The organism is Streptomyces sp. KL116D, assembly GCF_030766975.1.
In the GTDB taxonomy this organism is placed as follows: domain Bacteria; phylum Actinomycetota; class Actinomycetes; order Streptomycetales; family Streptomycetaceae; genus Streptomyces; species Streptomyces longispororuber_A.
Map to the genome: position 1 here is coordinate 95746 of NZ_JASERH010000030.1, position 13253 is coordinate 108998.

Annotated in this window: 10 protein-coding genes; 2 read left to right on the top strand and 8 right to left on the bottom strand. The window is 71.6% G+C overall.

The genetic code is table 11. From position 1 onward, the window contains the following. Positions 1–16: 16 nt before the first annotated feature. The 4 genes from RBJ77_RS10750 to RBJ77_RS10765 all read right to left on the bottom strand — a co-directional run bounded on the left by RBJ77_RS10750 (position 17) and on the right by RBJ77_RS10765 (position 5880). Positions 17–631: a GntR family transcriptional regulator gene (locus tag RBJ77_RS10750; protein ID WP_372344778.1), complete on the bottom strand. Its 615-nt coding sequence runs from the start codon at positions 629–631 to the stop codon at positions 17–19. Positions 632–1202: 571 nt separating this feature from the next. Then, positions 1203–2222, bottom strand: coding sequence for an ABC transporter substrate-binding protein (locus tag RBJ77_RS10755; protein WP_372344779.1), 1020 nt, complete (start codon positions 2220–2222; stop codon positions 1203–1205). Positions 2223–2333: 111 nt separating this feature from the next. Then, entirely contained in the window at positions 2334–4160 is a 1827-nt protein-coding gene (locus RBJ77_RS10760; RefSeq protein ID WP_372344780.1) for a long-chain fatty acid--CoA ligase, read from the bottom strand. A 235-nt stretch (positions 4161–4395) separates the two neighbouring features. Continuing rightward, positions 4396–5880 carry an MFS transporter gene (locus RBJ77_RS10765; RefSeq protein WP_372344781.1) on the bottom strand — a complete coding sequence of 495 codons (1485 nt, stop codon included), beginning with the start codon at positions 5878–5880 and terminating at the stop codon, positions 4396–4398. 122 nt (positions 5881–6002) lie between these two features. On the opposite strand from RBJ77_RS10765, the gene RBJ77_RS10770 reads away from it, so the two are divergent. After that, positions 6003–6974, top strand: coding sequence for an Lrp/AsnC family transcriptional regulator (locus RBJ77_RS10770; protein WP_372344932.1), 972 nt, complete (start codon positions 6003–6005; stop codon positions 6972–6974). A gap of 9 nt (positions 6975–6983) precedes the next feature. On the opposite strand, the gene RBJ77_RS10775 is transcribed toward RBJ77_RS10770, so the two are convergent. Further along, positions 6984–7838: a LysR substrate-binding domain-containing protein gene (locus tag RBJ77_RS10775; protein ID WP_372344782.1), complete on the bottom strand. Its 855-nt coding sequence runs from the start codon at positions 7836–7838 to the stop codon at positions 6984–6986. Positions 7839–8028: 190 nt separating this feature from the next. On the opposite strand from RBJ77_RS10775, the gene RBJ77_RS10780 reads away from it, so the two are divergent. Beyond that, positions 8029–9081, top strand: coding sequence for a bile acid:sodium symporter family protein (locus tag RBJ77_RS10780; RefSeq protein ID WP_372344783.1), 1053 nt, complete (start codon positions 8029–8031; stop codon positions 9079–9081). On the opposite strand, the gene RBJ77_RS10785 is transcribed toward RBJ77_RS10780, so the two are convergent. The 3 genes from RBJ77_RS10785 to RBJ77_RS10795 form a co-directional block, all read right to left on the bottom strand. Beyond that, complete coding sequence (locus RBJ77_RS10785) at positions 9017–10273, bottom strand: DUF4185 domain-containing protein (RefSeq protein WP_372344784.1); 1257 nt, start codon at positions 10271–10273, stop codon at positions 9017–9019. The two genes, RBJ77_RS10780 and RBJ77_RS10785, sit on opposite strands and share 65 nt — an antisense overlap. A gap of 11 nt (positions 10274–10284) precedes the next feature. Next, positions 10285–12120 (bottom strand): exo-alpha-sialidase, encoded by a 1836-nt coding sequence (locus RBJ77_RS10790; protein ID WP_372344785.1) that lies wholly within the window; start codon positions 12118–12120, stop codon positions 10285–10287. A gap of 114 nt (positions 12121–12234) precedes the next feature. After that, complete coding sequence (locus tag RBJ77_RS10795; RefSeq protein WP_372344786.1) at positions 12235–13158, bottom strand: zinc-binding alcohol dehydrogenase family protein; 924 nt, start codon at positions 13156–13158, stop codon at positions 12235–12237. Between the last annotated feature and the right edge of the window lie 95 nt (positions 13159–13253).

The window sequence follows — 13253 nt, forward strand, 5'->3', positions numbered from 1 at the left end:
ACCCCGCTCGGTGCGCTCAGCACCCCAGCCGGATCCGCCACCTGTCCATCGGCAGGATCAGATCCGCCGTCTCCGTAGGAGCCCCATGCGCATCGAACCGGGTCCGCACCACACGGTAGGCCAGCGAGTCGACCAGCAGCCCCAGCGCGTGCGCTTGGCCCTCGGTGAGCTCGATGGTCTCCAGTTCGGCAGCAAACGAGGAGTGGGCTCGACGCCGGCCGCGCCACCAGGTGGAGACGAGCATCGCCGACCGGCCGCCCGGGTCCAGGCATTCGACGGTCTCGTGCTGCAGCTGCGCGCGGGCCGGGACGCCCAGGCGCTCGGCGAGCTCCTCCGTGGCGGCGCGCGGGCGGGTGTCGGTGGTCTCGCTGGAGAACGGCCAGTTCGCGTCCACGTCGGTGAGGGTCCGCACGGCAGCAGGATGCGCGACGGAGACCTGTTTTCGCTCCTCGCCCTCGAGAACTCCCTGCCTTCGCAGGAGCTGGTAGGCGAGCCGCATCGTCTGCTCGTTGACGCCGTAGGCGGCGGCGAGTTCGCGGCGGGACGGCAGGGCTTGCCCTATGGCCCAGTCGCCGTGGGCGATGCGGGCGCGGATGTCGTCGGCGATGCGCCGGTAGCGCGCGACTGGCATCCGAACCCATCCCGTTGATCAAGAACGATCATGACGTGGGTTCGCAAGCTATGAAGCTGCGTGATGGCTGGATATATCCAGCTGCTACGGCAGCACCGGCGTATGCCGGGAGCAACTGAAGAGTTGAGTTCCAGTAGGCGGTCAGGTCAACGTGCCGTCCTGCTGGTGGGGCGCCGTCGGTGCTGCTGTACCCCCTCGAGCAGTCTCTGGCGGCGCCCCGTACCCAAGGCACATGCCATCTATCCACCCGAACGGGTGACCTATTGCCCGTGGCTGATGACGATGCCGATCGTTGACCATAGAGCCGGGCCGGACTCCTGCTACTGCCTCCAAGGGTGCACAGGAGTCCGGTCCGGTCCTGTGTGTCTACCCGGTGGAGGAGATGTGCGTGCTGCCTTCACGGGAAGTGGCGGGAACCGACTGGGTGCCCAGGTGGGAAACAAGTGGGAAACGAAGTGCCCAACCAGAGCCCAACCAGGACTGACTAGAACTAACCGCCAAACACAAAAATGCAGGTCAGAGCCCAGTAAGGGAGACCTGCCGCAGGTGATGGATCTGGGTAAACAGGTACCTACAACATCATGTGCATGTTGAGCGGCACGTCCTTGCCGCCCGCCGCCTTCTTGATGTCGGCCTTGAACCGCTTCATCGCGGGCGTCGACGACTCGAACGGCGCGAAGGACAGCAGCACGTGGATCCCGTCGAGCGCCTGCTTCGTCGCGCTCTTGGCGAGCAGCCCCGGGTCGTAGTCCGTCGGATCGGTGAGCACGCCCTGGAAGCCGGTGCGCTTGACGGCGGTGAACAGCCCGATGTTGTACGGGGTCTGCATGACGGAGACGACGACGTCCGGGGCCTTGCCGCCGTCGCTGCGCAGCAGCTCCTTCGTGTACGCCGACCAGTCGCTGGGCACCGACGTGGCGGGCACGGACGCCTTGGCGTAGGTCACCTTGAAGCCCGCCGAGGCGAACGACTGCTGGTAGGTGCGGATGGCGAAGGTGCCCGCGTCGTTGTCGTTGGCGAGGATCGCGACGGTCTTGCCCGCGGCGCCGCCGGTGACGTTCTTGAGCCCCTCCGGCCAGGTCTGCGAGATCGTGCCGCCGGGCATCGGGACCATGCAGCCGCCGAAGCCGTAGATGTAGGTCGGCCCGCAGAACGACGGCAGGGTGCCCCAGCCGAACGTCGGCACCTTCTGCTTCTGCAGGAAGTCGGCGCCGGAGAACGTCACCGAACTCATCGGCGCGATCGCGAACACCTTGTCCTGCTGGACGAGTTTGCGGGCCGCTGCCAGGTTCTTCGCGGGGTCCTGGCCGTCGTCCTCCGCGCCCAGGTAGTCGATCGTGCGGCCGTTGATCCCGCCCTCGGTGTTGGCGCGGTCGAAGCGGGCCCGCGCGCCCAGGTCGGTGTCCTTCTTGCTGTAGCCGCTCGCCGTCGTCATGGAGACGATGCCGCCGACCTTGATCGAGTCGGCGGTCACGCCGCGTGCCGAACTCCCTTTGGACTCGGGTGAGTTGCTGTTCGCGGTCGAGTTGCAGGCGGTGGCGAGCAGCAGTGCCGCCACGGTGGCGGTGATGGCGCGGATCGGTCGCGACACGGTCGGGCCCCCTCCGTCGAAGTGAGGGTGATTCTGTGTCCGACCTGATGAACCGTCAATAACTGACGCGTCGGTAATTGATGAACCGTCAGAAACCGGTGGGGGCAGGCCTCAGCCCCGGTACAGCGCGTCCACCTCCGCCGAGTACACCGTCTCGATGGCCTTCCGCTTCAGCTTCAGGGACGGCGTGAGCAGCCCGTGCTCCTCGGTGAACTGATGGGCCAGGATCCGGAACGTCCGGATCGACTCCGCCTGCGAGACCAGGGTGTTCGCGGCGACCACGGCCCTCCGCACCTCCATCTCCAGATCCGGGTCGCGCACCAGGTCCGCCGGGGTCATCAGCTGCTTGCCGCGCATCCCGAGCCAGTGCTCGACGGCCTCCGAGTCGAGCGTGACGAGCGCCGCGATGTACGGGCGGTCGTTGCCGACGACGATGCACTGCGCGACGAGCGGATGGTCGCGGACCCGCTCCTCCAGTTGCTGCGGCGAGACGCTCTTGCCGCCGGAGGTCACCAGGATCTCCTTCTTGCGGCCGGTGATCGTCAGGTACCCGTCCTCGTCGAGCGAGCCCAGGTCGCCGGTGGCGAGCCAGCCGTCGTGCAGGGAGGCGTCGGTGGCCTTGGGGTCGTTGAGGTAGCCCTGGAAGATGTTCCCGCCGTAGAGCCAGATCTCGCCGTCGTCCGCGATGTGGATCGTGGTGCCGGGGATCGCCTTGCCGACCGTGCCGTAGCGGGTCTGCTCCGGCGGGTTGGCGGCCGCCGCGGCCGTCGACTCGGTCAGCCCGTAGCCCTCGTAGATCGCCACGCCCGCGCCCGCGAAGAACAGGCCGAGCCGCCGGTCCATGCCCGAGCCGCCGGACATCGCCTGCCGGACCTTGCCGCCCATCGCCTCGCGCACCTTGGAGTACACGAGCTTGTCGAAGAGCGAGTGCTGCATGCGCAGCGCGGCGGACGGGCCCGGTCCGGTGCCGAACGCCTTGGCCTCCTGTGCGTCCGCGTACTTCACGGCGCACTCCACGGCCTTGTCGAAGGGGCCGGACTTGCCGTCCTTCTCGGCCTTGCGGCGGGCCGCGTTGAAGACCTTCTCGAAGATGTACGGCACGGCGAGGATGAACGTCGGCCGGAACGCCTGGAGGTCGGGCAGCAGCGCCGCCGCGTTCAGCTGCGGCTGGTGGGCCAGCTTCACGCCGCCGCGGACCGCCGCCACCTGCACCATCCGCCCGAAGACGTGGGCCAGCGGCAGGAAGAGCAGGGTGGAGGCGACGTTGTCGCGCTTGGAGGCGAAGACCGGCTCCCAGCGCGCCACCATCGTGTCCGCCTCGAACATGAAGTTCGCGTGCGAGATCACACAGCCCTTGGGGCGGCCCGTCGTGCCGGACGTGTAGATGATCGTCGCGATCGAGTCGGGGGTGACGGCCCGCCGGTGCCGGTGCACCGTCTCGTCGTCGATGTGGGTGCCGGACGCGGTGACCTCGTCGACCGCGCCGCCGTCCAGCTGCCACAGGCGGCGCAGGTGGGGGAGCCGGCCGATGACCGTGGCGATGGTCATCGCATGGTCCTCGTGCTCCACGACGGCGGCCGTCACCTGGGCGTCGTAGAGCATCCAGAAGACCTGCTCGGCCGACGAGGTGGGATAGATCGGGACGACCTGGGCGCCCACGGTCCACAGCGCGAAGTCGAACAGCGTCCACTCGTAGCGGGTGCGGGACATGATGGCGACCCGGTCGCCGAACCGGATGCCCTGGGCGAGCAGGCCCTTGGCCAGGTCGAGGACCTGGTCACGGAACTCCTCGGACGTGACGTCCCGCCACGTGCCCTGTTCGTCCTTGCGGCCGAGGGCGATGTGGGCCGGGTCGTCGAGGGCATGGTCGAACACGGCGTCGGCCAGGCCGCCCACCGGCGGCGCCGACGCGAGAGGGGGGTTGGTGAACTCGCGCAAAGTTGCTCCTTGTGGCGCTCCGCACAGCGTCGGTGACGGTACCCGACCGCGCGCCCCGGCGGGAGGGGGTGCAACTCACCGGGGGCGCGCGGAATATGCACAGGTCAGCCGTTTAAATGCGGCCACAAGGGAAGCGGCGGGACAGAATACTGACGGTTCAGTAAGTTTCGGTTCCGTAATCTCCCGGCGCTCTTCACCGTTCGGCTTCCGTCTCCACCGAATCCCTACGGAGAGGTCACTGCCGAGCCCCGACCACCTTTTTGGGCGGAGTGGTCGGTTCCACTACGGCCGCCTTGGGGGACCGTACCAGGGCGAGGACCAGGAATCCTGCGACGAGCGCCACACAACCGGCGAGCACCGAGGCCGAGTTGAGCCCCTGGGCGAAGGCCGCGTGCAGCGTGTGCTCCGGCACCCGCCCGCGCAGCCCGTCCGCCCCGCCGCCCGCGAGGGCGTGCGCGGCCCCGCTCGGCAGCGTGTCCTGCATCCGCGAGATCAGCACGGTGCCGAAGACGGCGATGCCCAGCGCGTACCCGAGCTGGCGGAACGTGTTGAGCGAACCGCCCGCCATGCCCGCCCGCTCCGGCTCCACCGTGGCGAGCGCGGCGCCCGCGATGCCGGGGGAGACGAACCCCACCCCCACACCGGTCAGCAACAGGCCCGGCACCAGCGCCGACCACGTCGACCCCGCGTCGAGCACCGCCTGGCAGCACAGCCCGGCCCCGATGAGCACGAGCCCGCCGCCCACCGTGATCCGGGCCGGCACCCCGTGCAGCAGCTTGCCGCCCGCGATCGCCACCACCATCGACGCCCCGGACAGGGACAGGAACACCAGGCCGCCCTCGACCGGGCTCATGCCGAGCAGCGTCTGCAGCCACAGCGAGGTGTACGGCAGCACGCCGAACGCGGCGGCGTTGAACGCGAACGCGCCCACCATCACGCCCACGAACGCGGGCCGCCGCAGCAGTCCCAGATCCAGCATCGGATGCGCGGACCGCCGCTCCACGCCCACGAAGCAGGCCAGCGCCAGCACGGCGGCGCCGAGCGCGGCCAGGGCGCCCCGCTCGCCCCACCTCTGCTCGCCCGCGCGAATGACGCCGTACGTGGCGAACCCGGCGAACAGGGCGAACGTCGCCGTCCCCGCCCAGTCGATCCGCCGCCCCTTCGGGCCGCGCGACTCCGGTACGTACCGCAGCGTCAGCCACACCGCCACCACGCTCACCGGCAGATTGACCCAGAAGATCCACCGCCAGCCCGGCCCCTCGGTCAGCAGCCCGCCGAGCACCGGACCGATCGCCGCGGCGCCGCCGCTCACGGCGCCGAACACGCCGAGCGCCACCGACCGCTGCCGTCCCTGGTACGTGGCGCCGATGATCGGCAGCGTCGTCGCGAACATCGCCGCCGCGCCCACGCCCTGCACCACTCGCGCCGCGACCAGCATCGTGGGCCCGGTCGCCAGTCCGCACACCGCCGAGGCGAGCGCGAACACGACCACGCCGATCGTCTGTATCCGGCGCCGCCCCAGGATGTCGGCGGCGGCCCCGGTGCCGAGCAGCAGCGCGGCGAGCGCCAGCGCGTAGCCGTCCATCACCCACTGCAGATCGCTGAGCGAGGCGTCCATCGCCCCCGCCATGTCGGGCAGCGCGACGACCGCGATGGTCACGTCCAGCAGCAGTATGAACGTCCCCAGGCAGACCGCGGTCAAGGTCCCCCATGTACGCATCGTGAAAACCGGCCTTTCTCGTCGGGTACGGCCTGTCGTTCCGTACGATGAGCCGGACCCGGCCGATCGGCGTCATCAGCGGCGACGGATCGACGGAATCCGACAGACGAGAGGGCCTGGCGATGGAATCCACCCCGTTCGACGCGGTGGAGCTGAGCATCCTCCACGCCCTGGAGATCGACGGGCGGGCGCCCTTCAGCCGGATCGCCGAGGTCATCGGCGTCTCCGACCAGACCGTGGCCCGCCGCTACCGCAGACTCGTCGCGGAGGGCGGCCTGCGGGTCGTCGGACTGAAGGACACCCAGCTCCTCGGACGCGAGAACTGGATGCTGCGGCTGCGCTGCGCGCCCGACGGCGCGGAGACCATCGCGGCGGCGCTCGCCCGCCGCCCGGACACCGCGTGGATCGGGCTGACGTCCGGCGGCACCGAAGTGGTCTGCGCGACCGTGCCGCGCACCGCGGGCGACCACGAGGACCTGCTCCTGGGCAAGCTGCCGCGCACCCCGCACATCGTCGAGATCCGCGCCTTCCAGATGCTCCACCGGTTCTACGGCGGGCCGGAGGGCTGGCTGCACAAGTACGGGCCGCTGACCCCGGACCAGATCGCCGCCCTGCGCCCGCGGCACGGACCGGCCGGACCGGCGGTCGTCACCGCGGACGACGCCCCGCTCCTCGCCGTCCTCAAGCGCGACGGCCGCGCCACCCACCCCGAACTCCAGCGGGCCACGGGCCGCTCCGAGTCGGCGGTCAAACGACGGCTGGCCGCGCTGCTCGCCTCGGGCGCGCTCTACATCGACATCGAGTACGACACCTCGCGGGTCGGCTTCGGCGTCGCCGCGGTCCTGTGGATCACGGCGTCACCCCGCCGGCTCGACGCGGTCGGCCGCGCCCTCGCCGACCACGAGGAGATCGCCTACGCCGCCGCGACCGCAGGACCGTCCAACATCGTGGCCATGGCGATCGCCCGCGACACGGCGGGCCTGTACGCGTACGTCTCCGGGAAGCTGGGACACCTGGAAGGCGTCGAGCACGTGGAGACCGCGCCCTTCATGCGCCGGGTGAAGCAGCTGACGTACCGGCCGCCGGCCCGCTGAGGGCGGGGCTCAGCGCAGCCGGTCGCCGCCCGCCAGGATCGACTGGGCGAGGGCCCGCGCCGGCCCGCCCTCCGCCCGGCCCGTGGCCCCCCGCAGCACGAAGTCGACCTCGCCCAGCTCCGGCAGGCCCACCCGCTCGGGCACCCGGACCAGACCGGGCGGCAGCAGCCCCCGCGAGTGGGCCATCACGCCCAGACCCGCCCGGGCCGCCGCGATCAGCCCGTTCAGCGACCCGCTCGTACAGGCGATGCGCCACGCCCGCCCGTGCCGTTCGAGCGCCTCGAGCGCCAGCGCCCGCGAGATCCCCGGCGGGGGATAGACGATCAGCGGCACCGGCCGCTCCGGATCGATCCGCAGCCGCTCCGAGCCGATCCACACCAGCCGGTCGTGCCACACCGATTCACCGCGCGGATCCTCGGGACGCCGCTTGGCCAGCACCAGGTCGAGCTTGCCCGCGTCCAGCTGCTCGTGCAGCGTCCCGGACAGCTCGACGGTCAGTTCCAGGTCCACTTCGGGGTGTTCGACCCGGAACGACTCCAGGATCTCCGGCAGCCGGGTCAGCACGAAGTCCTCCGACGCCCCGAACCGCAGCCGCCCCCGCAGCCGGGTCCCCGTGAAGAACGCGGTCGCCTGCTCGTGCACCGCCAGCATCCGGCGCGCGAACCCGAGCATCGCCTCCCCGTCCTCCGTCAGCTCCACGGAGTGGGTGTCCCGGGTGAACAGCGTGCGCCCGGTCGCCTCCTCCAGGCGCCGCACGTGCTGGCTCACCGTCGACTGCCGCAGGCCGAGCCGCCGCGCGGCCTGCGTGAAGCTCAGCGTCTGCGCCACGGCGAGGAACGTCCTCAACTGCCCGGGGTCGTACATGGGCCCGACCCTACCCCCGGTCATCACGGAACACGATCACAGTCAGAACGGTATGCCGGATTCCCGATCACGGTGATCAGGAGGACGATGGAGAGGGCACGACCTGAACGACAGCACCGAAGATCGCACAGCACACGCAGCACATGCAGCACGCACAGCACGTCACAGCACGCCACAGAACAAGGAACCAATGAAACGCCTGAGCTGGCCGTCCTGGATGCCGATCGACCCGTACATCCTGGCGTTGATCGGGACAGTCGGTGTCGCCGCGCTCCTGCCGGCCCGCGGCGCCGCCGCCGACGTCGCCTCCGGGGCCTCGACCGCCGCCGTCGCCTTCCTCTTCTTCCTGTACGGCGCCCGCCTGTCCACCCGGGAGGCCATGGACGGAGTGCGCCACTGGCGGCTCCACGTCACGGTCCTCGTCTGCACCTTCGTCCTGTTCCCCCTGCTCGGCCTGGCGGCCCGCGGCCTCGTGCCCGTGCTGCTGCCGCAGAACCTCTACGAGGGCCTGCTCTTCCTGACCCTCGTGCCGTCCACCATCCAGTCGTCGATCGCGTTCACCTCGATCGCCCGCGGCAACGTCCCGGCGGCGATCTGCGCGGGCTCCTTCTCCTCGCTCGCCGGCATCGTGCTGACCCCGCTGCTCGCGGCGGCCCTGCTCGGCAACAGCGGCGGCGGTTTCAACACCGACTCGGTCGTCAAGATCGTGCTGCAGCTGCTCGTGCCGTTCGTGGCGGGCCAGTTGCTGCGCCGCTGGGTCGGTGGGTTCATCGCCCGGCACAAGAAGATCCTCGGGTACGTGGACCGCGGCTCGATCCTGCTCGTCGTCTACGCGGCGTTCAGCGAGGGCATGGTGCAGGGCATCTGGCACCAGGTCAGCGCCGTCCGCCTCGCGGGCCTGCTGGTCGTCGAGGCCGTGCTGCTCGCCGTGATGCTGCTGGCCACCTGGTACGGGGCCAAGGCCCTCGGGTTCGGCCGCGCGGACCGCGTCGCGATCCAGTTCGCCGGGTCGAAGAAGTCCCTGGCCTCCGGACTCCCCATGGCGAGCGTCCTGTTCGGCGCCCACGCCTCGCTCGCCGTGCTGCCGCTGATGCTCTTCCACCAGATGCAGCTGATGGTGTGCGCGGTCATCGCCAAGCGCCGCGCCAACGACCCCGAGGTGGCGCCGGAGCCGCTGCTCACCCCGGCCGCGCCAGTCGAAGGGACACGAACCGCGGCCGGTACAGCGACACGTTCCGGCTGATGTGCGCCTGCGCGGTGGCGGCCGTCGCGTCCAGCCAGTTGACGTCGTAGGACAGCACGAGCCGGCCGTCGCCGCCGAGCTCCGGATGCACCTGCGGGTTGTACGCGGCGGTGTCCTGCCCGGCGGCGCCGTCCCGCGGCAGCGGTGGCGTGAACGCCTTCGCGGGTCCGTGCCAGGGCCCGCTCGGCGAGCATGCCCAGTAGCTCGTCACGGACGTCAGACCGGAGGCCCCCGCCGCCATCGTGAACAGCACGTACGTCCCCGCGTCCCGCACCACGCTGAACGCGCTGCCCACCCCGCGCCGCTGCCCGTCGCCGAGCACCGGGGCAGGCCGCGCCCCGGCCCGCCACCGCTTCCCGTCCCAGTACTCCCACGCCCCCGGATCGCCGAGCCGCCCGTCCGGCACCCGGGCGACGTAGGCCCGGTGGACCGGGCGCTGCCCGTCGTCCCCGCCGAAGACGTAGGTCCGCCCGTCGCCGCCCGTGACGGCGGTCGTCCCGAACAGGACGCGCCGCGCCGGGTCCCCGACCTGCCGCTGGTCGAGCACCTGCCTGATGCCCTCCAGCCGGAGGTCCGGCAGCGACAGGGTGGCCACCTCGGTCGACGTGGGCACCCCGTAGATGTACGGGCCGCCGCCCGCCGTCCGCGTCCACAGCAGGACGCGCACGACCTGCTCGGCGGACCCGGGGGAGCGCGCCTCGACCCGCGCGGCGACCGGCCACCGCCACTCGCCGACCCCGGTGTCGGGGAAGAGGGGAGCGGCGACGGTCCGCTCCGGTTCTCCCGAGCGGTCCGCCACCACGGCCGAGTTGCGGACGAAGGGGGCGCTGCCGTCCCGCCAGGAGTGGGGCTGCCCGACCGGGTTGGGCGGCGGGTGCACGGCCCCCAGATAGGTGTCGGAGAACAGCCAGAGCACGCGCCCGTCCGGCAGCCGCACGGAGTGCGTCCCGTCGCCGCCGGTCCAGTCGTCGGTCCGGGTGCCGTCGTCGCCGTAGCGGGCGAAGGAGTCGGTGCGGGCGGTGTCCGGGGCCCAGGAGGAGACGGTGCGGGCGGAACACGGACGATCGCCCTCCCGGTCCGGGAGGGCGATCACCACGACGGCGACGCAGCCGAGGGCGAGCAGCAGCCCGATCAGCGGCGTGACCGGCCTCCGCCGGCCCGCGGCCGCCTCCGCACGCTCACGTCCCGTCACGCGACGCGACGCTAACTCCTCCCGTGCACACGGTCCATGGGCAGCCACAGCACATCGGCGTCGCCGGAGGTGACCCGGACGTCGTCGATCGCTCCGGTGAAGAACGCCCGGCTGTCCATCCGCTGCCCGACGTGCACCCCGAACGGCGAGTTCCGGCTCACGGAACCCGGCACGTCCGCCGCGCTGCCGACCGCGGCGCCGTCCACGGACATCGTCAACGCGCCGCCGCCGCGCCGCAGTTCGAGGTGGTGCCAGGCCCCGTCGTTGTACGCGGCGGTGCTCCGCACGGACACCGTCCGCGGTGCGGCCGAGCCGTCCCGCGCGGTGATGAGCCCGGTGATCCGGTTCGACGCGGGTTCACCCCTGAGCCAGACCTGCGGCTGCGTCGTGCCGATCCCGCCCATCCACAGCAACGGCTGCTCGCCGGTCGTGGCGGTGTACCTGAACCACAGCGACGCCGTGAAGTCCCTTGTCCCCAGGGCGAGTTCCTTGCGGTAGGGCAGCCGGACCGCGTCGTCGACGCCGTCGAAGGCCAGTGCCCGGCCGAACCGCCCGTCCGTCGCCGCGGCCCCGCCGAGCACGGCCGCCCCCCGCGCGCCGGGCGCCCGGTCGTCCGTCGTCGGGTCGGGCCCGCGCCGCTCCTTCAGCCAGTCGAGCGTGAACCGGGCGAACCGGATCTCGTCCCGGGCGTCCACGGCCCCGCCCTCGTACATCAGGCCCACGTACTCCGGGTCGGCCTGCACCAGGTCCGAGTAGCCGGACCAGTCCGTCGTCACGACGGTGCCCCGGTCGAAGCTCTCCCAGGTGCGCCCGCCGTCGTACGAGGAGCGGATCGTCATGGTGCGCCGCCGGTCGGGGTCGCCGGGGCAGGCGAGCAGCAGGCGCTTGCCGCCCTTGCCGACCGGCAGCACCGACGCCTGCACCTGCGGCGCGTACAGGTCGGGGATCGCCGCGAACGGGCCGGCGAACGACTCCCCGCCGTCGCGACTCACGGCGTCCGTGCGGTGGCCGAGGTCGGTGCCGTCCTGTTCCCGGCCGCTGACGTAGATCGTGCCGTCCGGCCGTTCCGCGAGCGTCATCTCGGACGGCTTCTGGCGGAAGGTGCCGTCGTCGGCGATCGGCCACGAGTCCTTCGCGCCGACCCGCCAGTTGTCGCCGCCGTCGTCGCTGATCATCAGGGCGGCGTGGTTCGCGGTGACCCGACTGCCGTTCCAGGTCTCGGCGTTGACGCTGAACACGAGGCGGCCCCGGTGGCGTCCCTTGGTGAGCTGGATGCCGTGCACGGGGCCGGTCGCGTACCAGGAGTTGAAGTCGGCGGGCAGCAGCTGGTCGCTGAGGTCCCGCGGCGCCGACCAGCTGCGGCCGTCGTCGTCGCTGTACTGGAGGTGCGGCGTCCGGTCGCACGGCACCGGGCAGTTGCCACCGCCGGGCACGCCCGTGTTGTACGTCTCCGCGAGCACGATGCGGCCGGTCCTGCGGTCCACGATCGGCGCGGGGTTGCCGTGCGTGTCGCCCGCGCCCTCGTTGACGACCTGGAGCGGTGACCAGGTGCGGCCGCCGTCCTCGGAGCGTTTGACGACGATGTCGATGTCACCGGCGTCCGAGCAGTCGTTCGTCCGGCCCTCGGCGAAGGCCAGGAGCGTGCCCCTGACCGTCTTCACGACGGCGGGGATGCGATAGCAGGCGTACCCGGGATCCTGGGACGCCTTGAACAACACCTGCTGGTCAAAAGGGGTTTGTGTGTCCGGCCCGGCCGCCCCCACGGCGGCCGGGGCGGGGAGCGCCGCGGCGACGGCCAGCGCCACCAGCAGCGATCTCAGACGGACTCGGAAGGATCTTCGGTGCATGGCGCGGCCCACCCTTCAGGTCATCCGGACAACCGGACATCCCACGTCCAACGTATGCGCCACAGACGCTACTTGGGACGCTCGCCACCCCACAAGGACCGTGCACGAACCCCGTCACGGGATCAGGACCACCTTGCCGAGATTGGCCCGCCGCTCGATCACCGCGTGCGCGTCCGCCGCGTCCTCCAGGGCGAACTCGCCGTGCACACGCGGTTTCAGAGCACCGGTCAGGAACAGCTCCCACAGCTCCCGGCGCCACGCCTCGTACGTCTGCGGCTGCTCCCGCGCGATCAGTGCCATCTGGAACCCGATCACCGATCTGGCGCCCACCAGCAGGTCGTACGCCGACACGGTCCCGCCGCCCGAGCTGTACGCCACGAGCCGGCCGTGCGGTGCGAGCGCCGCCATCGCGGGCGTCAGGAGGTCGCCGCCGACCGCGTCCAGGACGTAGTCCACCGGCTCGCCCCAGGACTCCTCGTCGTACGTCACCACGGAGTCGGCCCCGAGAGCGCGCACGAAGTCCGCCTTGCGGCGGTCGGAGACCGCGGCCGTCACCCGGGAGGCCCCCTGCAACCTGGCGAGTTGCAGCGCGAGTTGGCCCACCCCGCTGGCCGCCGCCGTGACGAGCGCGCTCTCTCCGGGCCCGGGCCGCGCCGCCCGCAGCGCCCCGTGCGCGACCAGTCCGCTGCGCACCAGGGCCACCGCGTCCACCGCGCTCGCGCCGTCCGGCACGGGCGAGGCCATCGTGACGTGCAGCAGGACGTGGTCGGCGTAACCGTGGCCGAGGACGAGACCGGTCACCCGGTCGCCCACCGCGAATCCCGTCACGCCCGCGCCGAGGGCGACGACCTCCCCGGCGACCTCGCCGCCGAGCGGGATCGGGTCCCGGGCCTCGCGCACCTTGCGGACGACGGGCAGGGTGACGCCGATCGCCTCGGCGCGCACGAGGAGTTCACCCGGGCCCGGCTCGGGCACCGCGACCTCCTCCGTGAAGAACACCTCGGGTCCGCCGCCACGGGTGTACCGGACACGACGCATGGTCGTCATCACCGCCTTCGGGCGCGGGTGGGCGGCACCCACCTGGCGCGCCGGGAATCGTTGGAGGTCCCAACGGTAGGGATATATCGTTGGGG

Excerpts from the sequence above, each read along its gene's own strand:
- RBJ77_RS10750 (WP_372344778.1), bottom strand. The coding sequence starts at position 631 with ATGCCAGTCGCGCGCTACCGGCGCATCGCCGACGACATCCGCGCCCGC.
- RBJ77_RS10765 (WP_372344781.1), bottom strand. The coding sequence starts at position 5,880 with ATGCGTACATGGGGGACCTTGACCGCGGTCTGCCTGGGGACGTTCATA.
- RBJ77_RS10770 (WP_372344932.1), top strand. The coding sequence starts at position 6,003 with ATGGAATCCACCCCGTTCGACGCGGTGGAGCTGAGCATCCTCCACGCC.
- RBJ77_RS10775 (WP_372344782.1), bottom strand. The coding sequence starts at position 7,838 with ATGTACGACCCCGGGCAGTTGAGGACGTTCCTCGCCGTGGCGCAGACG.
- RBJ77_RS10780 (WP_372344783.1), top strand. The coding sequence starts at position 8,029 with ATGAAACGCCTGAGCTGGCCGTCCTGGATGCCGATCGACCCGTACATC.
- RBJ77_RS10790 (WP_372344785.1), bottom strand. The coding sequence starts at position 12,120 with ATGCACCGAAGATCCTTCCGAGTCCGTCTGAGATCGCTGCTGGTGGCG.
- RBJ77_RS10795 (WP_372344786.1), bottom strand. The coding sequence starts at position 13,158 with ATGCGTCGTGTCCGGTACACCCGTGGCGGCGGACCCGAGGTGTTCTTC.